Below are 22,608 nucleotides of genomic sequence, written 5' to 3' on the forward strand. Positions count from 1 at the left end.
AAGACAATAGATAACCATTGACACATGAGCCACAAAAGAGGATAATTCTATCTAAGGTGATCAAGCAAGAATCGCTAATAAAAACAAGTTTATAAACCGTCAACGTGAATGTTAAATAGGAGTGAAAATAATGAATGTTTGTTTATTTAGTGGTTATGTAGTGCGTAAGTTTGACCTTCGTAAAACATCAAGTAATGTTGATGTTGTGAGTTATGTTATTGCAAATAATGATGTATACATTAAAGACGGTAAACCAGTTGAGCGCGTTGAATTTATCACAGTCACAAGTTACGGCAAGCAAGCGGTGAATGACAATAAATACCTGAAGAAGAAATCTTATGTTGAGATCACATCAAGAGCAGTGCCTTGGTACGATAAGGCTACAGGTAAAAGTGGTGTAAATTTCGTTAATGAGAATGTTAAATATATATACTCTGGTAAGTCTGAGGAAGGCGCAGAAGGGGCGAGCGAAGATCAGCAATACGCTGGTAATGGTTTGCCTGAAGGCTTAGATGATTGGGTGAGTGAATATAATAATGCAGCAGATCCTTTTGCTAACGTAGGTCGTTAGATACGGGGATTTTATGAAGAATATGAGAATTACATTTTATAAATCTAAGTCAGTCTATCAATTACAAACAGAAACAAAAATAGTGGCTTTTGTTTATGGTGAAATGGGTTATTGGCCTGTGCCAATCGTTGGAAGAGATATTACAGTCAGCAGCTTAAATTATGCGGATATGACCGATGAGATTTTAGAAAGCGCGGAAGTTGGCTCGATGTTTGGCTGGGATTTACCTTTAGCACAATTGGCAAAAGACTATGCAGAAAGACGCCTAGCTGAATCACAAAATAAGGAATCTGAAAATGAAAAAAATCGTATTAGTTAGTTTACTGGTTGTAGGTTTTTCAGGAGTTGCGGTGGCTGGTGATTATGACATTAGCCGTGACGGTAATACGCGCAACGGTACATTGCGACAAGGTACAGTAATGCAAGCAGAGGTGATAGATGTGCGTAATGTAGACATTGAGCCAACTCGCACAGCACAAGCAACGGGCACAAGTATTGGTGCGGTGACGGGTGCGGCCATTGGTAGCCAAATGAGTAAGAATAACCGTATTATTGGTGCCACCTTGGGCGGCTTATTGGGCGGTGTTGCTGGTAATGTGACAACAGATAAAATCACACGTTCAACAGCTCAAGAGTTGATCTTGAAAAAAGATGATGGAAAGCTAGTCACTATCACTCAGGCTGATTCTGATTTGTATGTTGGTGCAAAGGTTTATATTGTTGAGTCAGCAGGTAAACTACGCATTCGTGAAATTGGCTCAGCAGGACAATAGGGAGGAATAAAAACATGGCCGCAACTTATTTTATCAATGGTAAAAGAATGCTCAGCAGTGATGCTGGGTTTGAGAATGAATTAACTATTGCTTATGGATCAAAGAAGCGGCCTTTTTGTTGCTGCATGAACCCAAGTATTGAAATGTATATTTCTAAGAGACATGAAAAGCTAATACTTAATAGAATGCCAAACACAGGCGGCTATCACCATCCTGAGTGTGAGTCTTACGAAATGCCCGCCGAGCTTTCAGGTCTTGGCCAAGTGGCTGGTTCGGCCATCAAAGAAAATGTCGAAGACGGCACAGTAACCTTAAAGCTTGATTTTGCGTTATCTAAAGGCGCTTCACGATCTGCACCAGTGGCGAGCGGTTTGGAACAAGACAGTGTAACCACTGACGGTAAAAAACTAACATTGCGCTCGATGTTGCATTACCTTTGGGAGCAGGCAAGTTTTAATAAGTGGTACCCAACTATGGACGGTAAGCGGAGTTGGTTTGTTATTCGTAAGTATTTGCTTGAGGCAGCTAAAAATAAAATAGCTAAAGGCGGCTCGCTCGATGGCTATTTATATATCCCTGAAAGTTTTGTCCTGGACAAAAAGGACGAGATTACAAAAAGACGTATTGAGGCAATGAGGCATTTAAGCAGCTCAGTAAAAGGCGCTCAGCCATTAATGATTATTGTTGGCGAAGTAAAAGACTTCGATAAAACACGCTTTGACCACAAAATTGTTATTAAGCACTTACCTAATTTTGACATCGTTTTAAATGCGGATATTCACAAAAGATTATTCAAGCGATTTGCAGATGAGTTGACGTTATGGAATGCACACGAAGATAGTCATTTAATGTTTATTGGTACATTCGGCATTGATTCAGCAGGTGTGGCTTCTTTTGTTGAAGTGGCCCTAATGATGGTAGATAAAAACTGGTTGCCTTATGAGAACGTAAATGAATATAACCTTGTTACCAAGCTTGTAGAATCTAAGCACAGCTTCATTAAGAGCTTACGGTATAACTTACCCTCTACAAAGCCATTATCAAGCGCACTGGACACTACCAAGGGCGATAAAACCGCACTTTACGTTATTAACGGTAATGCGACTGATGAGTTTAGAACCGAGTTGGATGAGTTGCTTGCGGAGTCGGAAGTCAAGTCTTGGGTTTGGGATGCAAGCGCAGGTGATATGCCAGCATTGCCTTAATCATTAATAAATAATATTTGTAGAAAAGATAGTTAATGAAACAACCATCGAAAATTGAATGTTGCCCTTCTTGTGGATCTGATTTGTTTTATAGGAAATGTAAGTTTTTTGGGCATACTAAACATCATTATCGCTTCGATGGCTCACCTGCGGATAATGGAGGTTTGTATGATAGTGTGGTTGTAATAGAGAAAACAGCAACTTTCTGTTCTGGATGTAATAGGTGATTACCAAGAAGCGTAGAACCAACTCATTAACTTAACTAAGCTATAGTTTCGCGCCCGCGAAACTATAGCTTTATAGCAATGAATGTTAGCGCAGCCCCAAGGAGTAAACCGATAGACAAACTTGCAGGAATCATCCATGTGAGAGCATTATTTGGTTCTTTAGTTGGTATGACAGTAGGGGAGGGCTTAGCTTCTTGGGGTTTTAACTTAAACTCTTCTAGTGTTTTCTTAATCTCTCTAGCATGGCCGATGTATCTAGCCAAGACCTCGTTCGATGTTGAAACCAATTCATTCAAATGATTTGCACGCTCTTGGTTCAGTTTATCAATTGATTGATCGAGTCGGATTATAACTTCGTCAGCCCTTGAATCAAGCATAAGTCTATTAAGTTCAACTAACAAAAATGCAGGATCGTCTTTGTCTAAGCCGATTCCTGTAAGCTTGTAAATCTCAGCAATAACGTCTTGCTTATCCATTTAACTCACCAATGGCGTCTAACTGTTTATAAATATCAGATTGAACAGTTTTGAGCCGTTGCTTAGCCATAATGCTAAAGTCTGGGCTATTGATAGCTTCTTCAAATGTCAGTTTAGATGTGACCATCTGCTCTATGTCTTTGCCGAAGGTATCAGGATTGCGCTTAGTTAGTTTTAATATACCTAGCACTTTATCTGTGTTATCTGTGTAGGCTTTCATTTCGGTAAATTCTTTACCTTCGTGCGCAACTTCACCAAAATATTCATTGAGCCATACAACAATATTTTTGCCTTTCGTCTGTTCAGCTAAGGCATAAAACCCGTTCATTGTGTCTGCCAGCCCTTGGCCGCCTGTAATGATAATGTGCATGATAATTTGGTGGCCGTTATCTTGCATCATGGTAATTACATCATTTTCAATGATGTAATTTGATAAAGGCACGAAGCTTGAAGCGCCATTATCAATAACAGTGGGTGTTTTAGTGGTTAATATTTTTTCCATCAAAACATCGAAATTTCGTTCATTAATTTTTGAGCCTTCAAGCAATTGAATATGTTCAACGTCCAAAGCTTTAAAACCTTGCAGTGTTTGGTTTACTGGATCAGTGTCGTAACACTTAATTTTTTTATTCTTTGTTTTTAGGTATTGAGCGATCAAGCAACTCACTAATGATTTACCAACACCGCCTTTACCTTGTAGCGTTAAATGTAGTCTGTTCATTTTTTTCTTTCTTAGAAAAGTTTATTTGGATCTGGCTTACTATCGAAAACAAATGATTTTGGTTTAGTAGCCTCTTCTTTTTTTTCCTCAACTGGTGTGAACTGTTGAATTATTGCTTGCTGCACTTTATGTTTTTTCTCGTAGTTTCTCGCCCGCGAAACTAACTCTCTAAAATATTGATAGGTAATTTCGTAGCCTTCGATTTTCATATTTTGGGCAATAGTTTTTTGACTTACACCAATCTTAATTTGATGTTCTATGTCGGCTAGTCTTTCTCTAATAACCCCTGCGAGGCTTCTTTTTATAACACTCATTATCAGTTTTCTATCTACACCTAAATATTACCTACAATATACATACAAATTACAAACAAATCAATTTTCCTAGTAAATATCCACCGACAATAAACATACAAATTACATGCAAAATACCTACAATTCTGAAAAACCCTAAAAAAAAGTAAAAACCCATAAAAACCTGAAACAATAAAGCATAAATAATCTAACGCAGGATAGGGATGTTATGTATAATGTATATACATATTGAACGCTTGACGACGTTGGAGTTGGTATAATGGCTAGGGATTATTTATTAGTTGATGGAGTTGATTCAGATACAAAAGAGGCGCTTAAACAAGAGGCTATGCGAAGGTTTGGAAAAGCTAATGCTTCGTTATTGGTTAGAAGGCTGATAGCAGATTGCTTGGATAAAAACTTATTTAGTGTAGAAAACAATAGTGTAGAAAACAATAATGATAGCAATGGTTTGAACGTGGAGGGTTTGGATTTAAAAGGTAAACATATTCGTATAGGTTTAAGTTTGCCTGAAGACTGTTTATCCGAGATTGATAGACGAGCGACAATGAGGTTAAGTCCTAGAAATTATTACATTTGTAATTTAATATTTAAAGATTTAGGTCGGCCACAGTTGTTGATTGATGAAGTAAATGTATTGGTGAGTTCAAATTATGAAATGGCGAGAATAAGTAATGCTCTGAAAAGTATCTCTTCAAGTTATTCATTATCAGTTAAGAATGGGGTGGTGGACAATATTCCTGAATTTAGTAAGTCTTTAAATAAGGTGAAATTAGATGTTGATAAACACATTGCTTTAATAGTAAAAACTCTTGGATTGGGCACGATATACATTGAGAGTAAAGGTAAAGGTAAAGGCACTCGTAAGTAGTAATATAATCATATGCGTGCGTAAGTTAGCGTCATTAAGGTTTAAACAAAAAAAAGAAAAGGAGTTTTTATGTTGAAATATATTTGTGTTGGTATTTTCTTACTAGGCTTCGTAGGACAATATTGGGTTGGTAGCAGGTCTTTTAATAGAACTAATGCTATGGGAGTGCAAGAGTTTAATAGCTACTTTGGGGCAGTATTTTGGAGATTGTTCGAGTTTGTTGTTGGGCTTAGCTCTACTCTCGCAATTTTGTTTGGCTTTTTAGGTTTTTGTATTGCTTACGGACTAGGAAGATAAATGGCACTTTCTGTAGAAAGAACTATAGAGCTGGCTGATGAAGCTATGCAAAGGTATAACGGGAATGTTCCTGTTAATGTAATTGTAACTGGTGAAACTCAAGGAGAAGTATATGGACAAGAAAACAGTGTTGAGAAAATCGGACGGATCACTGGAACGTATCACGCTAAACAAGGAGCAATTCTCATATTCGCAGATAACATCCGTGACGAGCGAGAAGTCGCTACAACTATCAGACATGAAATTAGTGGACATTGGGGTATCAATACAACAGAGCCAATCGAAAAAAGGCATCTTTTAGAGCGGATAGTAGCATCTAAGGATGAAAGTTCATTAAAGCCATTATGGGATGAGGTAGATAAGCTTTATTCAAATAAACCGTTAATGAAAAGGTCTGAGGAAGTGTTTGCTTTCATAGCGGAGCGCGAATCAGTTGAAGGCCTAGAACGCACGAAAAGCACTGAACCAGATATTTTAGCTGTTAGTGAAAAACTTACCATGTCTGATATTAGGCGCATAAGCGAATCTATTGAGAACGGTATTGCTGAAGGTGTGAGGGCGCAGAAGATATTTCCTGAGCATGATGGTCAACAGTACAGATTAGATCATTCTGATAAGGCTGCATTGCATGTGCATGGTATTGATTCTTTAGCTGTACATAAAGAATCAATAAAATTAGATGCTCGATTTTCAAATCATACTGATGATGAATTAAATAAAGCTGCTTACTGGCGCGGTGTATTTGAAAAGGTTTCGTTGATTAATGGCAGTGATGCTAATTTTAAAAGCTTTGATGAAAAACTTTCGGATCGTGAGACTGCTAGGAGTTTGTATGTAGTTGAGAAAGACACCACCTCTATAAGTACCGTTGATGATGAACTCTCACTTTGATTTAATAAGGGGTTAATTTGTCTTTACCTTCGTTAGAGCCTAAACGTGATAAAGGCATTAGTTTAAAACCGAGAATTTATGTTCTCGGCGTGCGTGATAAAAAGAAACTAGGTGAGCCGCCCGTAGCTTATATAGTTGTAGAAAGAACTGAGAAAATAAATAATTATCAAGAGAAAGGTCAAGTTTATGAGGCTTCTCTTAGGCTAGATTTTGAGGTTTTTACGACTGGCCGTAATTGGTTCAGGGTCAGTAAGTCATTTGAAGGAGGGTACTCAAAGTTTAGAAATGTGGTTTCCCTATCTTCATCGAGCGCAGGGCTTGGTGCAATATTTCTTGATTTGGAAGGGTTGTACGGGCAAAGAATTGGTACATTTCTAATGAGTGAGATAGTTGCATGGGTGAAACAATGGCCTGATGCTGAAGTTAATCCGATAAGGCTTAGTTCTGTTCAGGCAACATCAGACAATAAAGATAGGAGAAACAGATTTTATGAGAGCTTTGGTCTTGAGTTTGACTATGTTGATTTTAAAAAAAAAGAAGGTCGTTCAAGACCTATAAAAGCGGTGGAATTAAAAGAAAATTTGAAGTGGCAACAAAACATTGAAGTATTAGAGCTTGTGCCATTCATAGAAAACTTTATGATAATTTCTAGTAATAAAGAACTTGAAATAGAGCGGTTGAAAAGCTCTATCAAAAGGCTTGGTGATGAAAACATAAGTGCGCGTGATTATCCAATTAGATGGGCTTTAAGGTGGACGTGGAACAATAATTTCCACAATTTTGTTATGTTAATTATTATTAGTTTAATTGGATTGGTAGCTTGGTCAAGATGGTACTAGCCGTAAATAACGGCTAGAAGAGCTAAGAGTTAAGAGAGTCTTTTAGTTTTTTCCCAGGGCGGAAGGTAGGCACGGTCTTTTTCAATGAAACTGGTTTACAGGTCGAGTTCTACTTCCTCTTTTCCACGGTCTTTTTCTTGAGCTTTATCATAGAGTTCTTGGTTTCTAGTAACTATTGGATTGTCTGCTTCAGACATAAAAGCCCTAACTTTTTTAGCAAGTTCATTGTCACCTGAAGCCTCTAAGTTTTCTGCTACCTTTTGCCAACCTTCCAACGCCTCTTGTTTATTGGCCTCTGCTTTTTCTAAAGCAGGGTTTAAAGGCCTATTCCCAGCCTTGAGCGCGACTTTAATCTCTTCAGCTAGGTCTTGTGATACCTTCGGTGTGTTAGAGGTCTTGTCTTTGATTTGGCGTACTGTGGCATTTTCTGCCTTTCTGTAATTAAATCTGTGTCTACGTTCACTTGCTGCTGCATCTATACCGTTTTCTCTGAGTTTGTCAGCAAAGCCTTGGCGCCATCTGAATAAATCATTTTTGCGAGGGCTTAATCTTTCTTGATGTCCGTAGTCTGTTTGATGGTTGTCTTTGTCTCTAGTGCCTACTGCAACGTGCATGTGGGTGTGATCTGTATCGTTGTGAAGTGCCATTACATAGCGTCTATTAGCAAATTCTTCTTTGCAAAATTGCTCAACGGCTGACTTTAACTCTGCCTCTGGTGTGCTTGCTGGCATAGAAAAGAGTACATGGATATACTCTCGATCTTTACTTTCATCTGGTATAAATTTAAGTGCTTTTAACTCATTCTGAATATCTTTAAGTCCTGCACGACCTTTGATTGTTTCCTCACGTTCGTTTTTAAGTTCTAGTTCGCCATTGCGGCTAATATAATCAAGGTGATTCTTGAGTGTTTTAAGTCCATTGCTCTTACCTGTAATTTTTACTACCACTTCTGGTGATTTATTAATAACACTTTTAATATTTTTAATTTTAGCTGAGCTGGAGAATTTAACTCCAGCCTTAGCACTTGTATGGCCTGATGCTGCCCGTACTTTTGTAATTGCAGCAGCTTTAGGGCGTTTCGTTTTTTCAATACGAAAGCCCTTATCGAACCAATGATCTATAGGGTCAAATTCAGCCATGATTAACGTGTATGCTCGTCATGTTGTTGCTCTTTAATATTAGTGCGCTCGATGGTTTTGTCATCAATAGTGCCTTGTGTTTGTTCATCAATCCGTTTAATAAAGTCAGGGGATTTTGCTTGAGAATCATAACGGTCTAAAGCTTCTTCACGCTGGCTGAATGGTTTGTTTTTATTCTCTTCCATCACCACTCCACGCCAGTAGGCAATTTTAGTCATATCATCAATAGACCTTTGTGCAAAAGCTGCATCTTTGGCCTGTAACGCTTGAATATTCGAAGTAACGCTCTTAGTTGCTGATTCGTGCATTACAGATTGATTTTTATTAATGTTATGACGTTCGGCAAATAATGGAGTATTTAGATCGTTTGATTTTACTTGGGTAATCGTATTAGTTGCGCGAGTTTGACTTAGCTCTTTAAGTTGAGTCATATCTACCTCATTAGGGGTGTAGCCTTTTGTTTTGATCCCTTGCGATTCTGCCTGAAGCCATGCTTCGCGTCTAAACTCTTTCGAGCCTGTTAAGCTGAGGCTTTGCCATTGTTTTGCTTTGGCATATTCGATCATGTCTTGTACGGATTTTTTATCATCTGTGGAAGTAGCAAGTTTGTCACCTTTGTCCTGGAACACAAGTACACGGTCGTTATCTTTCGAGTAGAATTTGCCATCGACTTCAAGATATTTGTTCTTGATAGCTGGGGGCATAATAATTTCTTCTTTTTTAAGCTCTTTACCTTTAGGTATGAGGTCTAGCAGGTTATCTAGTCCAAAGCGTTTGCGTTTTTCTTCGTCTTTGCTAGCTGTAGGCTGTGAGGTATCTTTCTTAGCATCTGGTATCTGTTGGCTTTCTAAAGCTGCATTAGCTGAAGCGCGATCAGTTGCACGTTGATATGAAAGCCTTGATAAATCATTGTCCGATAATGTTGTGTGCTTTTCGATATCAGGAATAATGTAAGGTGGGGTTGGTATATCTTTTGGTGCATGTTTAGCCCACATTTGACTTGCTTGGCGGACGTCAACTTGTGATAGTGTTTCCAAATCATTGTTAAGCGTTGGGTCAATAGTTTGGGTATCACGTATACTTTGCCAGTCAGTAGTCTTCAGGCGTTCGTCTGTTGATTTTTGCATAGCTTCAAAATAACCATACACAAAGTTTGCATCTACCTCTTCAGGGCTGTTAAATTTCTTATTGTAAACTTGTGCATCGCCATCTTGTTTTAGCTCTGATGAAGCAATAAGTTTAGAGCCACCTTTTTCAGCGGTTTCTAAAACAAATGGTAATTTAGTAACGTCAGAATCGTAAAAAGCATTGCCCGCTTCAGTAGCATCTTTATAAGTCACAGAATCGTTTTCAGTGCCAATGTGGTAGACACGTTCGGTACTGGCGGCCACTTTTTCTTTAATGGCTTCAGTATTGCCTAATGCGAGTTCTTGTTGTATTTCAACTTTCTGATCGGCTTGGAGTTCAATAGGTGTGATAGTCCAGCTATTACGGTTAGTATCAATTTTTTCTATACCAAGAATCTTGCCTAACTCATCCTTTTTGAGCGCATCAACTTGAACAGCTTTCATGCCTGTGTTTTCAAGTTTTATTGGATCGCCAGCTTTTAGTTCAGCTTCAGAAGCAGCTCGATTAAGGTCTACGCCCCAAACAGTTTGCTCACCTGAAGAAGTTACCATTTTAATGTAATAGCTTTTCTTTTCGTTTTCATCAAAATTGTATTTAGCTTCGCCATGCGCTAAGACTACGCCTTGATAGGCTCTTTGGTTGTTTGTTTTTTCTGTAGCCATATTCATATTCTCCTAAATTAAAAAACGCCCATAGCTTTTAAAGCTTCAAGGCCTTTGTCGATTGCAATAATGTCTTTAATGTCAGCTTTTGGTTCTGTAGTAAGCCTAATCCATTCGGTGCGATATACTTCAGCGATCTCTTTTGCGTTCCTGAAGACAATTGCATTTTCAGCGTTAGCGTTGTTAGATTCGTAGGTATAGTCGTAACTTCCTAGCTGGACGTGCAGCTCGTCAGCAACCATGAATTTATGTTGCATTTCAGCATAATTTGTAATTTTAAAAATTGGCACATTCTGTGCCTGTATATACTCAAGTGGGTTGTATTCCGTGGTGTTGAAAGAGTCGTGATGTACTGCAATACGAACGTCAACTCCTCTTTTTGTAGCTTCAACAAGTGCATAAGCTATCTCACGGTTAGTGATATTGTGGGCACAAATCAAAAGCTCTTTTTTGGCAAGCAAAATAAGTGACATGACAACCTCTAGCGCGTTTCTGCGAGGTGCAAAACCAACTTCAAAGCTTGCACCAGCAGAAAGTTCTTGCGTCCTTACAGCCCCACCAAAATTAATTGTTATAGAGTCGTCTTGTAGTGGCTCGATGGTATTTTCTAATGGGTTATCAAACGCTACTGTGTTGGTCTTGATAGGCATATTCCCACGCGCTTGGAAAACAGGGTCTTTATACCAAAATATTTTATCAACGAGAGCAGGTGTCATGTTTTCAAGACTAACGATCTCTTTATCTATACCAATTGATTTGATTTCTTGAGGCAATAATAATGCGCGGCGTTGGTCACTAACCGATTCGGAGCTGCCCGATCTGCCAGATAGTTGACGTGATTTTGATTTGCCTTTTTCTGTCATGTAGCCAAGCATTTCTGAATAGTCTTTAGCATCATTATCATCACGTGGAGCATATACAATTTGTAAAGCCATGTTAGTGAGTAAAGTCTCGGCACCCGTTGTATCGTAGAGCTTTCTATCTTTTAATTGGCTTTTGCTTTGGAAAATCAGAAGCAAGCGCATGTTGTAACCAGCCATGTAAGCTGAAGCTTTCTCAATAATGCTTATGCGGCCAATGGCCGCGAACTCATCTAATAACATTAAGCATTGATATTTCAATGAAGCATCATCTTGTGGCAATGTTTCTAGGTTTTGGGTAATGAGTTGTTCAAAGAATAGATTTAAGAATAAACCGAATTTACCTAAACTTTTTGGCTTGATAACAACGTAAATGCTCATGCGTTTTTTACGAACATCTCGAAAATCAAATGTACTGGTGGATGTTGCGTGTGCTGTTACTGGATCGGAAAAAATAGCTAATGGCTGGTTGAAAGTCACCAATATGCTATTGCGTAACTTCTCTGTGGTTTGTGAGTAGCTTCTAAGATGTGTAATTGCCTCTTCAGATAATGGCTCTAAAGCTTTTCTTGAATCTACATATTTCATAAACGTATCTTCGTCTTTTAAGAAATCTAGCATGACTGAATAGCGCTTAATGGTTGATATGTTTAGATTGCCTTGTTCTTTTGAGGTGTCCATGATGTATAGAGCAAGACCTAAAAACAGGTTTTCAGCGGTTGAAGACCATACATCTTCTGAAGGTGGATAGAGAATATTGGTAATTGATAAAAGATCGCTAACACGTAATCGTTTATCGTTTCTAACGTATGTAAGAGGGTTCCATTGTGATGTGTTGCCTGTTTCATCGTCAGGTGCAAAGCGGTGTATCTCTTGACCACATGACTGTCTGAATCCAGCGGTTATAGCGTAGTTTTCACCCTTTACATCGAGTACGACCATTGAATCGCGGAAGTGCAAGCAATTAGGGATAACTACACCTACGCCCTTACCTGAACGGGTTGGCGCGGCTAAGAAAACAGATTGTTGACCACGGAATAAAAGATATTTATTTTTACGCTTTCCAATGATAAGTGACGGGAATTCGTCTTGTGGTGTATCAGGCGTTAGTAGACCTGATTTTAATAATTCCACTTCTGTAGCGAACTTAGCTGAACCGTGTAACTCACGCTTTTTAGGCATTACAAGCGCATAAAACATAAAGCCCCAAACAACAACAGGTAGGCCAATACTTAGAGCTGTAGCAATAGTGCCAAAGCCTTGAATTTTCTTGTTAGTGAAGTGTGCAACTTGAAAAGGTAAATGAATTGAAGGCTGAATATCTGTGAAGTGCAGATATTTAATTAGCATGGTGGATGCAAAATACAAAGCCCCACATACTGACGCAGCACAAAGTAACAGGATGATAAAGCCAGCTATAGCTATTTTTTTAAAGCTCATGCTTTAGTTTCCCATTAGTTTTTTAAGTTTAAGTGCAGGGTCATAGTAAAGTTCAGTTAGGTAGGTTTTATCGAAGTACACTACTACGTCAATCGTTGTATACACTTCGCGCATAATGTAATCAAAATCAAGCGTGCGCCCTACTTCAGACTGTTTGATGTAAGAACCAATCTTGTATAGAGCGCCACGGCAGTCATTCGCGTGGATAGATGTAACGCTACCGCTATGACCTGATTTAAGTGCCATTAGATAATCCCAAGACTCATCACCGCGTAGCTCGGTAATGAAAATATGATCTGGTTTCATACGCATACAGCTTGCTAGAACTTCTTTTGCGGCAATAGCAGGGCTAAAGAACAGATGCGTACAGTTCTTATGATTAGGTGTCGTTAGTTCGTGTGCGTCTTCAATAGTAAAAATACGTTTGTTTGTTGGGTAAAGGTCGATCAATGTTTTAGAAAATGTTGTTTTTCCTGAACCTGTGCCGCCTACGGTGACAATATTTAAGTGATTTTCAATCGCAATTCTAAAGAATTCTCCAAACTCACCTTTTTTCTGAAGCTCTATTAATTGTTCTTGCCACGGTGCCAAGGACTCAGTAATTTTTGTCAGTGCGGGTTTTAATCGTCCTGAGTTCTCGTAATCATCAAGTGAAAAACGACTTGTTGACGGGTTTCTAATAGTCATGCTTATTTTGCCTTGCTCACAAACGGGAGGCAGCACAATTTGAATACGTTGGCCGTCTGGCAAAGTCATAGAGCCTATTGGATTATCTACATCGAGGGGCTTACGGTTGTAAACCGAAATAGCCCTTGCTAGGCCTTGAAGGTTAGCAAGAGTTAAATTCTCGTTCTCATGGTACTGCCAGCCTTTAGCCCCTTCAGTCCAATATCCATTTGGTTCGTTAATTGCTAATTCAGTAATGTTGTCATTCAGAGCTTTTGTTAAGCCGTGTTTGATTAGAAGTTGACGAACAGTTAAGGATCTATCGGAGCCAATGAATTCATTTTGTTGTGGGGCTAAGGTGTCCATAGTCATTTACTCCAATGTTGTGTAGATGTTGTCAAACGAAATGTCGCGTGCAACGAACACCTCAACTAAAGTCGCTGGGTTGACTGTGCCAGTTGGTGGAATATTAATTGAGTTGCGTAATGCTTCAGTTGACATTTGATTGCCTACTTGTTGGGAGTTACTAATGTTCAAACTGCCACTTGTGTCTGATTTCTTAGCGCGCTCAACGGCTATAGTTGATATATCTTTAATCATGCTGATTAGGATTGCATTACCGAACCTATCCCAAAAGTGATTATCAATAAATGCAGGAATACCCGTGTAACCCATTTGGTCGGCAGCAGGGCTATCTATATTGATAGAAATGCCTTCTGGTGTATCAATACGTGTCCAGAGTGCAAATACTCGCGCCTCGCCTTGCTTGATATTTGCTTGTTGTTCACCCATGATTTGTGAACCTCGTTCTACGAGCAGAGTTTTCTTGTCAGCAGAGTAAACATCACTGGTCGTGACGCAAAGAATAAAGCCTGGCAATGTTGTGTTTATACCTGTTTGTAATGAGCAAGGAATTTGTGTGCCTTGTTTCAATAGATATTTTAGATTAGGTAACTTACCTGCTTTACGTGCTTGTAAGACAGTTGGGTTAAGGCGTGAACTAATTGCGTTGTCACTAGGGGCTTGATTGTTGAATGCAGTGCGTTGATATGGGTCATTTTCATTGCTTTTTTGAACATTTGCAGATGCAGTAGTATCTTGCTTGTTACTATCTTTATCAGCCAAGTCAAACAAGACTGAACCCTCTCGCCTTCTCTCTTTTGGAGTTTGTACGTGTGGTGCAGGTTGGCCGTTAGCGGCTGTAGCACGGTTTGGATTGTTGCCTTGTGGTGTTTGGTTTGCAGTGGCAGCATTGGCTTGTTCTAAAGCTAGTTCTTGCTTAGTAGCTTCGTCCTGAGCTAGAGCCTTTTCAGCCTCTTCTTTTTTAAGGTTAGCTTTAGTTTTCTCAATATCGTCACTTTCAACAATATTATTTTTTTCTAAGAATGCGGCAGTTTCTTTAATTGGTGAAACAGAGCCAGTTTCTTCAAGTGATTTTTGATGTGATTTGCTATATAGAAAATAGCCAAATAGAACAAAAAGAAGACCAGCGGTAATAACGCTAATTAAAAAAAACTTTGTTACACTGTTTTTCTTTTTAACGCCCGCATCTGGCGTGCCTAGTACGTTCTCTGTGTCTAATGTTGGGATTGCGCCACGGTCTTCATAACCTGAATCTTGCGCAGGTGCTATTATGTTTTCGCTCATTCTAATGATCCTTTATTTACTCGTACTGTTCCGTGAACTGATGTGCCGAAGTTATTGAATTTTGGTAATTGGTAGTTCTTATTGATAATCTCGATAACATCATTGTTTAATCGGGCACGGACTGTTTTGGTAATGCCTTCTAAGATGATTGTTCGTTTGTCGTCAGGGTCTACGCTATAGTTGATTAACGCTTCGCTACCGTCAGGCATAACATTGAAGAAAACAGGCAATTGACCTGCATTGTCATAAACAAGTCGTGTAAAGCGACCATCATCATAAGCAGCGGTTGGCTTCAGCTCTTCACGTTCACCTTTCCAAACATACTCAGTATTGATTGCTACTTTTTCGGCCTTAGCAGGTGTTAAGATTTGTTCTTTCTTAATCTCTATGGCTTTTTGAGTATCACGCTTTGCGAAGTCTTCTTGTGTTGGCGGATAGTTGAAACGAACTACGTAGGTTACGTTTTCATTCTTTTTTACACTGATTAAATCGAATGAGTATGTCCGTTTGTTTGTAACTACATTGATGTTGGTATCAGGAAAAGGCTTCTTTGGTTTGAGGGCAATGTTATTACCTCTTACACCAAGTTCCCAAGCTTCGGAGTCGCCTAGACCTAGTAGTGTTTTTTCGCTATTACCCTTTAGAAATTCACCTTCAGAAAACTGAATTAGAGAGGTGCGCCCTACTTTCGTATATATCTTATAGACAACATCGTTATCATAGAACTCTGTCTTAATGCGCCTATCGTCAGCAACAGCTTGTTGGACGTTTATTAAAAGTAGTAATGCTAATAGTAGTTTTTTCATTTACCTGTCACCTCTGCATCAACGCGGTAGCTCAATACTTTAAAACCTAGCGGGTTAATGCGTCTTTCTTGTTCTGTGAGTTTAAGTTGTGGATCAAATTTGAATGCGATTGTGGCAACCCATGATTGAATTGGTGACTGGTCTAGGTTTTCTCCTGTCATGTTCACTTTTTCCGTGGTGTAATGGACTTGGAATAAGTCGCCCACTGGTGTCATGGCACCTACAGTTACTCTAATTCTGCCCTTGTCTTTTAGTATTTCTAAAGCTTGGTTTTTTCCCTTAACCTTCTTGTCGTATTCACCAAAAACTTGATCGGTAGACATGAGCTGAATGGTTTTATATTGGGTTCCGATCATGTACCAGTCGTAATATTCACGGGCTGTAACGTATTGCTGTAAGAAGTGTTTATTTACAACTTCATCGTATTGGTCTTGACCGTCTTTTAAAGAGCGCATCATCGTTGTCATGCCAGTAGACTTGTCCATAGCGATAACTACGGGTTCTGGTTCAGTTCTGTAAATCGTAGAAACTAGGAAAGCTGATGTGGTCATTATTGCTATTAGTGTTGTGCCGCCAGCGAGAAGCCAAGCCATCTTTCTTGATCGCTTTAACTCATCTGCTTTGAATTTTTCAAACTCAATAGCTGATTGTTCGTATGTTTTAGGAATACGCTTTTGTTGGTCGGTAAGTGTTTGAGCTTTATTTTTCATGTTATCCCGCTTTTCTTATTGAGTTGAATTTATTGGCTACTGCTTTATACATACTGCTCCCCATATTTTTTGTACCTTGGTAGGCTGACTTTATGTCTCTAGCGTCCTGTTTTGTGCCTCTGATGCTTGCACGGGCTGAGTTAGCCATTGAGCCTACAGAACCTGGCATTCCTGCGTTAATACCGCCAGCACTGAGAGCTGAAGCTAATGAAGAAACTTGCCTGAGTAAGAACAGTAGAATTAGGTTACATATTGCGGCAAGAAAAACTGACTTGAATGATGTTTCAACCAGAGTGCCGCTAGAATCACTAAGCATTTCTTTTGCAATTTCAACTGAGACAAGCGAGATAATCGCAATTATCGTTGGTATTAAAATGTAGCTGAATGCTGTATTAACCCATGCTGTAAAGTATTGTCTTGTTGCAGGAAATAGTAAAAAGGCAAAGAATAAAGGGCCGAGAGCGGCTATTATTTGAGAAAAGACACTTGCAGTAATTATGTATAGTGTTGCAGCTATTAAGAATGGAGCTAACCCTAAAATAATGATGAAGCTTTTAACTGCAACTTGTATATATGCAGCAAGTCCATCTAGTCCATGTATTGCTGTAGCATCCTCAAAGCCTTTGTTAATAATATCTAGGTAATGTAGTGCTAGTTGATCTAGGGATGAAGCAGTCGCAGAGCCGCCTGTGAGTGCGGCGGCAAGACCAGAACCCATATCTGTGACTATTGGCATGATGTGGGTGGCGTATGTACTGTAAGAAAGACCAAGGCTAATTACTATAGCGAAGGTAAGAAAACGCATAAGGAAGTCCATTACTGGCTCTTGCTCTGCGCCTCGCATGTAGTTTACAGAAATGAGAATAATATATATGCCAAAACAAACGGCCACTAATGGGGTGATGGTCGTTGTTAATGTGCTAGCTACACCATTTACGGCTGTGCCGACTAAGGTAGTAATCTTTAATATTAACCATTGTATTGGTGCGGCCTCATCCATATTATTTCCGTTTCTCTTTGTTAAAGTTTCGCGCCCGCGAAACTGGTAATTAAAAATTAAATTTATTCACAAACTGTTTTCTTGAATTCCTTGCAATGCCAGATTTTTATTTGTGCTTGGCTACTATTTACACAGTTTGGGAGCGCCTGTCTTTCTCCAGGGTTTTCGTTACACCATTTGATGGTTTTTTTTGTTAATTCAGGGTCTTTAACGAACTCTGGGACAGTGATTGTCTTTTCGTGTTGTCCACATGCTGTTAGTGTTAATAATATTGCTAAAGTTAAGTAATGTTTTTTCATGGATTAGTCCTTTATATAAATGTTTAACAAGCAATATTGTTAGCAGCCAGCTTTCTTAAATTCTTTACATTGCCATTCTTTTTGCGCCTGATGACTGGTGTATTCTTGGTCTTGGGCTTGCTTTTGTTTGAGGATGTCTACAAGTTGGCTGGTCGTTTGGATATTTGCTTGTTCAACTGCAATACGGTTTTGTAAGTCCATTTTTGCGGCTGGATCTGAAGCGCTGTCGATTTGGTTCATTAGCTTTTGAAGTTGTGTCAGGCGTTGATTTGATTTATTGAAATATTCGGACATGGTGGCATTGTTAGCAGCCTGAGTGTCATACATTGCGTTTAGTTTTGCGTTAGTAGATGTTGGATATTTGGCGCGTTCTGTTGCATAAAGCGGAGTAGCTTTAATATAAGAAAGCACATTTGACCAGTCGGCAGGTAATGCAGATTGAACCGCTGGATTATTCCAAATAGAACCTAGCCCACGTGAACCAGAAGAAATAGACTCTAGCTTTTGTAGCTGTGAATATTGTTGTTTTAGCGTTTCATATTCACTCATTAGTTGAGTGAATGTGGCAATATCAAAGGTAGGAATGCCCGTAGCAAATGCGGTATTTAATGAAGTTGATAGTAATAAAGTTAAAAGTAGTTTTGAAATGGTGTTTCTTTTCATGATGTAATTTCCTCTTCTTTAATTGATTGGACATTTTTTGTTTTGCTTCTTGAATTTTTACGCATAGATATATACTCAGGAATCCAAGCGTCAGGATTCTTACCTGCAACCTTTTGAGCTGCTTCTAGTATCGGGAAGTCGTCAGCGGCCATAGCTATCACGGATATATAATCACCCAAGCCTTCTAGGTCTAACTTAGCAACGCTCGATTGGGAGCCTTGTTTAACTAAGAATTGGCGAGACTGTGTACCAAGCGCTTTTAGCTTTTGGAACTCTTTTGGTGTTAATCCAAAGCGGATATAACCGCCCCCTGTTGGGGTCGTGTACTCTGCTTCAGGGTTAGGCAAGTAAATTTTGGTTGGTGTTTGTTGTAAGATTGTCGGCAGTAATGGACTGTTGATAGCGTCTTCAGGCGATTGTGATACCAAGAAAACAAACTCGTCACGGCGGCGGCCAACTTTTAATGACTCTTCAATTTGTGCGGCTGTAGTTGGATATTTAAGTGGAAGCCAATACTCTTCAATCACTGTAACCATTAAACCGCCCTTACGTTTAATGAGGGTTTTTAAGTGTAGCAAGTAGCTTAAAATAGGTTCTGTTGCAGGATGATCTGCAACCAAGAAGTCTGTAACATCGAAGCCAACTTTTTCTAGCTTTTCCCAATCAAAGTTGTTTCTTGGGTTATCTAGTGCATATGCGTAACGCCCTACTATGCCGTCTTCTACGCCCCACTCTGCTAATCGTCTTGCTAGAGAGTCCTCACCACGGGCAGGAATATTCTGCAATAGCGCACTAAAACGTCTATATTGATAGTCCAGCTCCATTACGTTGTCTACGGCCAGTTTAATGTCTTTAGTATCTTCAGCAGTTAGAGGCTTACCTTCTCTACGGCCACATGCAGCTACTAAGTCATAAAGAAAGTTACGGTTCATAGGCGTATCGGGTAATTGGAACGGATTTAAGCCTGTTGGCATACCTGATGCCAGCGTGAAATATGTGCCGCCTTGTGATTCAATACAACCACGCATAGAACCATCTTTATCAATACCAAAAATCTTGATGCCAAATCGCTCTAAGTAAGTGAGGATGCTAGTTTGTAGCGTTGTTTTACCTACACCAGTGGCACCATGAATAGCAGTATGCCCTGCGATCTTTTCGCCTAGTACATCAACGTCTGGCAAGGAGTAATGCGTATTTAAGTGATATACGCCATGTACGGATGTTTTAAGTGGCATTAATGCTGAACCGTCACCAATTGGGTTGCCGTATTGCTTACCTGAGCTATAGGTGTTCATACTGAACATGCCTAAGAAACTTCGTGTGGTTTTTGGCATAGGGCGTGGGCGCTTTTTACCGTTTGCTGGGAACATTGAATAGAAAGAGTCTGGTGCGGAGCCATTACTTGGAACATAGCGACTTGCACAACTAGCACTTAATGTAGTTCTTGCAGTATTTAAACGATCTTGCGTGATTTTCTCAGTTGAACCGTAGACCATCATGGTTGAATGGAACTCACCAAAATACACCTCACCTGCCATCAATGCGCCTTTTCCATCAGCCATATCTTGCATTTGTTGATGAGCCTCATCGCCAGCAGAAATCATTTTATTGAGCGCTTGGTTTATTTGGTTAATCGTATCTGATACGCTTATCAACGAGAGTGACAGACACATAACAAATGGGAATTGCAGCTCAAGCAATGGATTTAACAGGCCTCGTTTTGTAGGCTCAGGGAAATCTTGTAAATCTAGGAATGAATTAAAGCGATTATTGCCTTGTGGAAATCTGGTCTCTATAAAGCTGTAGCCGTGGTGAAGAAAGCTAGTTGAAATAACTTGGTGCAGCGGTAATGAAGTGATGGGTACGCGCTCCCAAAAGCCATTGTAAAGGTAAGCAATAAATTCGTATATTTGGCTGAACTCAAAGCCGTTATGTAAATATTTGCTTAGCAGCTCGACCTCGTACATTCTGAGGTTTTGCATGATTGACGATTGTATTTCTTCTAATTCTTTTTTAGCGTCTTCAATATCATCAAATTCCGTTGGCTTCAGGATGAATGATAAATAGAAGTTATTCTCGAAAATGGCAATATTCTCAAATTTTTTCATATACCGACTATCAAAGTCTTTAATCCACTCAAAGCCGAAATTTTTATTATGCGTAAACTTGGTTTGGTAGTGATCGAGGTGCGCCCAAACAGCAAGGCGCGACCCCGTACTTTTGGCGATACTTAAAAGAACATTGTTTAGTGCATCGTAATGGTTATCTAATACGTTATCGCTAATGACTTCAAAGGGCACGCCTTTAGCGCGTACAGTGAACATTACTCGGCCATCTTCTAAACTAACTATCGAAGGGCTTACGTGATAGTTATATTTTGGAAGATGATCTTCAGCGGCCAATTGTTTTTTTAAAAAATCGCTCAACATCTTTTTTTCTCATTCCGTATGAAATTGGGGATATGGTCATTGTTCCACCATATAATTTTGAATTTCCGCTAAGCTTCTTAATCAAGAACCACTTAGCTTCAATCAGTAAAATTCGTATGGCTTTATCATCGGTCTCACATAGTCTTTTAAGGAACATGAGGATCGGTATGATTAGAAATATAATCAGCCAACCTTTTAAACCAAAGATCAGGCCGCAGACCATAGACGTAATCATGAATATTGAGAGCAGGGATAGACCGACCATGTAGGGAACCCCTATGCGGGGAATCATAGGGGTACGGCCTAACCCGTTAAAGCTCATATATTCAGGTGTTTGGTATTCGTCGTTTTGCATTTTATTTATGCGAACAAGCCCCAAGCCCAAGTGCCTAATGCTAACGCAGCGCCAGCGAATGAAACGTGTACTACACCCATACCGAAGTCAGCCCATGTTTTCTTTTCGGTAAATGCCATTAAAGCAAGGTAGATTAGATAGATTAAAGCGCCTACACCTACGAATGCGTACATACCTGTTTTAATTTCTGTTGCTGTACTTGTAGCAGTGTCTAAGCCAGCTAAAGCGTGAGCGCTTGTGCTATAAATTTCTACAGCTACAACGCCAGCAGTCGATAGAACTCGTTTTGTAAGTGTTGAAAGTTTATTGTTGGTTTGGGTCTTCATTTGATATTTCCTCTGTTTCAAAGTTTTTAAATACATCCCAATCCTGATGCTTAACGCGGACTGTTGTATTGGATGCAGTTGGATTTACAGTAGCTTGTGGCTCTGTTCTTGATGCCACTTTTTGGGGCGGCGTGTTCTGTTTTGGTATGTTTATAAAACTTGGTACTTGCTTATTAGCACGACCTATTTCTTCGTTTATAAGTGTTAGGTTAGTTTCAAGTGTTGTAATAACCGATGACAACCGATCTTTATTAGTCGTTGTTTTTGGCAATGCGCCTTTAGCTAAATCTAACTGATGAATAATCTCATCACGCTCAGCATTGAGAATCGCTAGGCGCTTGCCTTTGGGGGTATCAAAGTTGGGCGCAGATGCCATGCTAGTAGGCTTGATAGTAGCCACAATAATTGGCGTTAGCGGAGGTTCTGCAAATACATTGCTAGTTGATATAAGCAATGCTGTGAGCGAGATGAGCTTACGCATTTAATTTGATGCTTTCTTTTTAGCGTAATCGACCCATTCCTGATTATTAATAGGCTTCTCTTTAGAGCTGCTATTTACATTAGGGAGCTTAGGGGGTGTGGAAGAGCAAGCTGTTAAGCCAGTAAGTGTTATAGCTAAAACAGCAATTATGGATAATGTGCTTTTCATAGTTAGTTATTTACCCAATGACCGCATGATTTAGTGGTTGTTGAACCATAACCACCGAACCCCATAAATGCACTAGAGCCACCTATACCACCATAAGGCGAAAATGTGGTTTTTGGCGGGTCTATGACATAGTGCGCCCCGCCTTTAAGTTCGGTTGAAAATTCGTGACCTTCCCAAGTTGTGCAGTAGGATGGTTTTGTGCTCGAAATACATGCGTCGCTGTAACCCATGCCGCTATATGTATATGTTACTAATGTTGCGTTTAGTGATGCAGCGTCACATCGGCCAGCACCATTGGCGATAGCATTAACCAAAGATTTCATTTGTGGGGTTTGATCGGATACTGGACACAGATTTAGGAAGTTAAGGCGACCTTTAATCGTGTCTCTGAAGTCGTCAAAATCAATGCTGAAGTATTCACTTAGTGATGGTGAGCATTCGTTTGGTGGTGAACCAGTTGATAGACAAAGAGTAGCTTCACATGCCAATTTAACTTTGCCTGTTAACTCTTCAGCTTGGATTGATACACTGAATAGCATTGCTGCTGTTAGTGCCGCGACTTTCGTTCTTTTCATAAATTTACCCCTAGTTCTAACATTTAAAAGCAGAATTTTTAATATATAGCTAACTATATATAGCTATAA

General features: G+C 39.5%; 26 protein-coding genes. 8 read left to right on the top strand and 18 right to left on the bottom strand.

Translation table 11 applies throughout. The features are described 5' to 3' along the window. The first annotated feature begins 130 nt into the window (after positions 1 to 130). The 4 genes from PSU78_RS05460 to PSU78_RS05475 are packed head-to-tail and all read left to right on the top strand — an operon-like array spanning position 131 to position 2,549. The gene (locus PSU78_RS05460) at positions 131 to 571 is read left to right on the top strand and encodes a single-stranded DNA-binding protein (protein ID WP_300385401.1); all 441 of its coding nucleotides are present in this window, start codon (positions 131 to 133) and stop codon (positions 569 to 571) included. 22 nt (positions 572 to 593) lie between these two features. Beyond that, entirely contained in the window at positions 594 to 890 is a 297-nt protein-coding gene (locus PSU78_RS05465; RefSeq protein WP_300385404.1) for a hypothetical protein, read from the top strand. After that, positions 868 to 1,344 (top strand): glycine zipper 2TM domain-containing protein, encoded by a 477-nt coding sequence (locus tag PSU78_RS05470; RefSeq protein ID WP_300385407.1) that lies wholly within the window; start codon positions 868 to 870, stop codon positions 1,342 to 1,344. The genes PSU78_RS05465 and PSU78_RS05470 overlap by 23 nt, the downstream gene beginning before the upstream one ends. A 14-nt stretch (positions 1,345 to 1,358) precedes the next feature. Then, entirely contained in the window at positions 1,359 to 2,549 is a 1,191-nt protein-coding gene (locus PSU78_RS05475; RefSeq protein ID WP_300385410.1) for a DUF1173 domain-containing protein, read from the top strand. Between the two features lie 289 nt (positions 2,550 to 2,838). Here the strand turns inward: PSU78_RS05475 and PSU78_RS05480 are convergent, their stop codons facing one another. From PSU78_RS05480 to PSU78_RS05490, 3 genes are read right to left on the bottom strand one after another with little or no spacing between them, the layout of a single operon-like run. Continuing rightward, positions 2,839 to 3,252, bottom strand: coding sequence for a hypothetical protein (locus PSU78_RS05480; protein ID WP_300385413.1), 414 nt, complete (start codon positions 3,250 to 3,252; stop codon positions 2,839 to 2,841). Continuing rightward, entirely contained in the window at positions 3,245 to 3,973 is a 729-nt protein-coding gene (locus tag PSU78_RS05485) for an ArsA-related P-loop ATPase (RefSeq protein WP_300385416.1), read from the bottom strand. The genes PSU78_RS05480 and PSU78_RS05485 overlap by 8 nt, the downstream gene beginning before the upstream one ends. An 11-nt stretch (positions 3,974 to 3,984) precedes the next feature. Next, a complete protein-coding gene (locus PSU78_RS05490; protein ID WP_300385419.1) occupies positions 3,985 to 4,287 on the bottom strand; it encodes a hypothetical protein in 303 nt (100 codons plus the stop codon). Between the two features lie 259 nt (positions 4,288 to 4,546). On the opposite strand from PSU78_RS05490, the gene PSU78_RS05495 reads away from it, so the two are divergent. The 4 genes from PSU78_RS05495 (at position 4,547) to PSU78_RS05510 (ending at position 7,185) form a co-directional block, all read left to right on the top strand. Then, complete coding sequence (locus tag PSU78_RS05495) at positions 4,547 to 5,158, top strand: hypothetical protein (protein WP_300385422.1); 612 nt, start codon at positions 4,547 to 4,549, stop codon at positions 5,156 to 5,158. Between the two features lie 69 nt (positions 5,159 to 5,227). After that, positions 5,228 to 5,455 carry a hypothetical protein gene (locus tag PSU78_RS05500; RefSeq protein WP_300385425.1) on the top strand — a complete coding sequence of 76 codons (228 nt, stop codon included), beginning with the start codon at positions 5,228 to 5,230 and terminating at the stop codon, positions 5,453 to 5,455. After that, positions 5,456 to 6,346, top strand: coding sequence for a hypothetical protein (locus PSU78_RS05505; protein ID WP_300385428.1), 891 nt, complete (start codon positions 5,456 to 5,458; stop codon positions 6,344 to 6,346). A 17-nt stretch (positions 6,347 to 6,363) separates the two neighbouring features. Continuing rightward, positions 6,364 to 7,185 carry a hypothetical protein gene (locus PSU78_RS05510; RefSeq protein WP_300385430.1) on the top strand — a complete coding sequence of 274 codons (822 nt, stop codon included), beginning with the start codon at positions 6,364 to 6,366 and terminating at the stop codon, positions 7,183 to 7,185. A gap of 95 nt (positions 7,186 to 7,280) precedes the next feature. Here PSU78_RS05510 and PSU78_RS05515 read toward each other — a convergent pair whose 3' ends face one another. From PSU78_RS05515 to PSU78_RS05585, 15 genes are all read right to left on the bottom strand, one after another. After that, entirely contained in the window at positions 7,281 to 8,324 is a 1,044-nt protein-coding gene (locus PSU78_RS05515) for a relaxase/mobilization nuclease domain-containing protein (protein WP_300385433.1), read from the bottom strand. Between the two features lie 2 nt (positions 8,325 to 8,326). After that, positions 8,327 to 10,114 (bottom strand): LPD7 domain-containing protein, encoded by a 1,788-nt coding sequence (locus PSU78_RS05520; RefSeq protein ID WP_300385436.1) that lies wholly within the window; start codon positions 10,112 to 10,114, stop codon positions 8,327 to 8,329. Positions 10,115 to 10,131: 17 nt separating this feature from the next. Next, positions 10,132 to 12,414: a type IV secretory system conjugative DNA transfer family protein gene (locus PSU78_RS05525; protein WP_300385440.1), complete on the bottom strand. Its 2,283-nt coding sequence runs from the start codon at positions 12,412 to 12,414 to the stop codon at positions 10,132 to 10,134. Between the two features lie 3 nt (positions 12,415 to 12,417). Beyond that, positions 12,418 to 13,446 carry a P-type DNA transfer ATPase VirB11 gene (gene virB11 / locus PSU78_RS05530; protein WP_300385443.1) on the bottom strand — a complete coding sequence of 343 codons (1,029 nt, stop codon included), beginning with the start codon at positions 13,444 to 13,446 and terminating at the stop codon, positions 12,418 to 12,420. Between the two features lie 6 nt (positions 13,447 to 13,452). Further along, a complete protein-coding gene (gene virB10, locus PSU78_RS05535; protein ID WP_300385446.1) occupies positions 13,453 to 14,727 on the bottom strand; it encodes a type IV secretion system protein VirB10 in 1,275 nt (424 codons plus the stop codon). Then, positions 14,724 to 15,533 (bottom strand): TrbG/VirB9 family P-type conjugative transfer protein, encoded by an 810-nt coding sequence (locus PSU78_RS05540; RefSeq protein ID WP_300385450.1) that lies wholly within the window; start codon positions 15,531 to 15,533, stop codon positions 14,724 to 14,726. Before PSU78_RS05540 ends, virB10 begins: the two co-directional genes overlap by 4 nt. Next, a complete protein-coding gene (locus PSU78_RS05545; RefSeq protein WP_300385452.1) occupies positions 15,530 to 16,243 on the bottom strand; it encodes a virB8 family protein in 714 nt (237 codons plus the stop codon). The genes PSU78_RS05540 and PSU78_RS05545 overlap by 4 nt, the downstream gene beginning before the upstream one ends. A 1-nt stretch (position 16,244) precedes the next feature. After that, entirely contained in the window at positions 16,245 to 17,243 is a 999-nt protein-coding gene (locus PSU78_RS05550) for a type IV secretion system protein (RefSeq protein WP_300385455.1), read from the bottom strand. A 62-nt stretch (positions 17,244 to 17,305) separates the two neighbouring features. Then, complete coding sequence (locus PSU78_RS05555; protein WP_300385458.1) at positions 17,306 to 17,542, bottom strand: EexN family lipoprotein; 237 nt, start codon at positions 17,540 to 17,542, stop codon at positions 17,306 to 17,308. 39 nt (positions 17,543 to 17,581) lie between these two features. Next, entirely contained in the window at positions 17,582 to 18,205 is a 624-nt protein-coding gene (locus PSU78_RS05560) for a type IV secretion system protein (RefSeq protein WP_300385462.1), read from the bottom strand. Beyond that, a complete protein-coding gene (locus tag PSU78_RS05565; RefSeq protein ID WP_300385465.1) occupies positions 18,202 to 20,634 on the bottom strand; it encodes a hypothetical protein in 2,433 nt (810 codons plus the stop codon). The genes PSU78_RS05560 and PSU78_RS05565 overlap by 4 nt, the downstream gene beginning before the upstream one ends. Continuing rightward, the gene (locus PSU78_RS05570; RefSeq protein ID WP_300385468.1) at positions 20,597 to 20,989 is read right to left on the bottom strand and encodes a VirB3 family type IV secretion system protein; all 393 of its coding nucleotides are present in this window, start codon (positions 20,987 to 20,989) and stop codon (positions 20,597 to 20,599) included. Before PSU78_RS05570 ends, PSU78_RS05565 begins: the two co-directional genes overlap by 38 nt. Before the next feature lie 5 nt (positions 20,990 to 20,994). Further along, positions 20,995 to 21,315, bottom strand: coding sequence for a TrbC/VirB2 family protein (locus tag PSU78_RS05575; RefSeq protein WP_300385471.1), 321 nt, complete (start codon positions 21,313 to 21,315; stop codon positions 20,995 to 20,997). Further along, positions 21,293 to 21,796 (bottom strand): hypothetical protein, encoded by a 504-nt coding sequence (locus PSU78_RS05580; RefSeq protein ID WP_300385474.1) that lies wholly within the window; start codon positions 21,794 to 21,796, stop codon positions 21,293 to 21,295. Before PSU78_RS05580 ends, PSU78_RS05575 begins: the two co-directional genes overlap by 23 nt. A 170-nt stretch (positions 21,797 to 21,966) precedes the next feature. Next, positions 21,967 to 22,539: a TrbM/KikA/MpfK family conjugal transfer protein gene (locus tag PSU78_RS05585; protein WP_300385477.1), complete on the bottom strand. Its 573-nt coding sequence runs from the start codon at positions 22,537 to 22,539 to the stop codon at positions 21,967 to 21,969. Between the last annotated feature and the right edge of the window lie 69 nt (positions 22,540 to 22,608).

The organism is Methylotenera sp. (assembly GCF_029945705.1).
Classification (GTDB): domain Bacteria; phylum Pseudomonadota; class Gammaproteobacteria; order Burkholderiales; family Methylophilaceae; genus Methylotenera.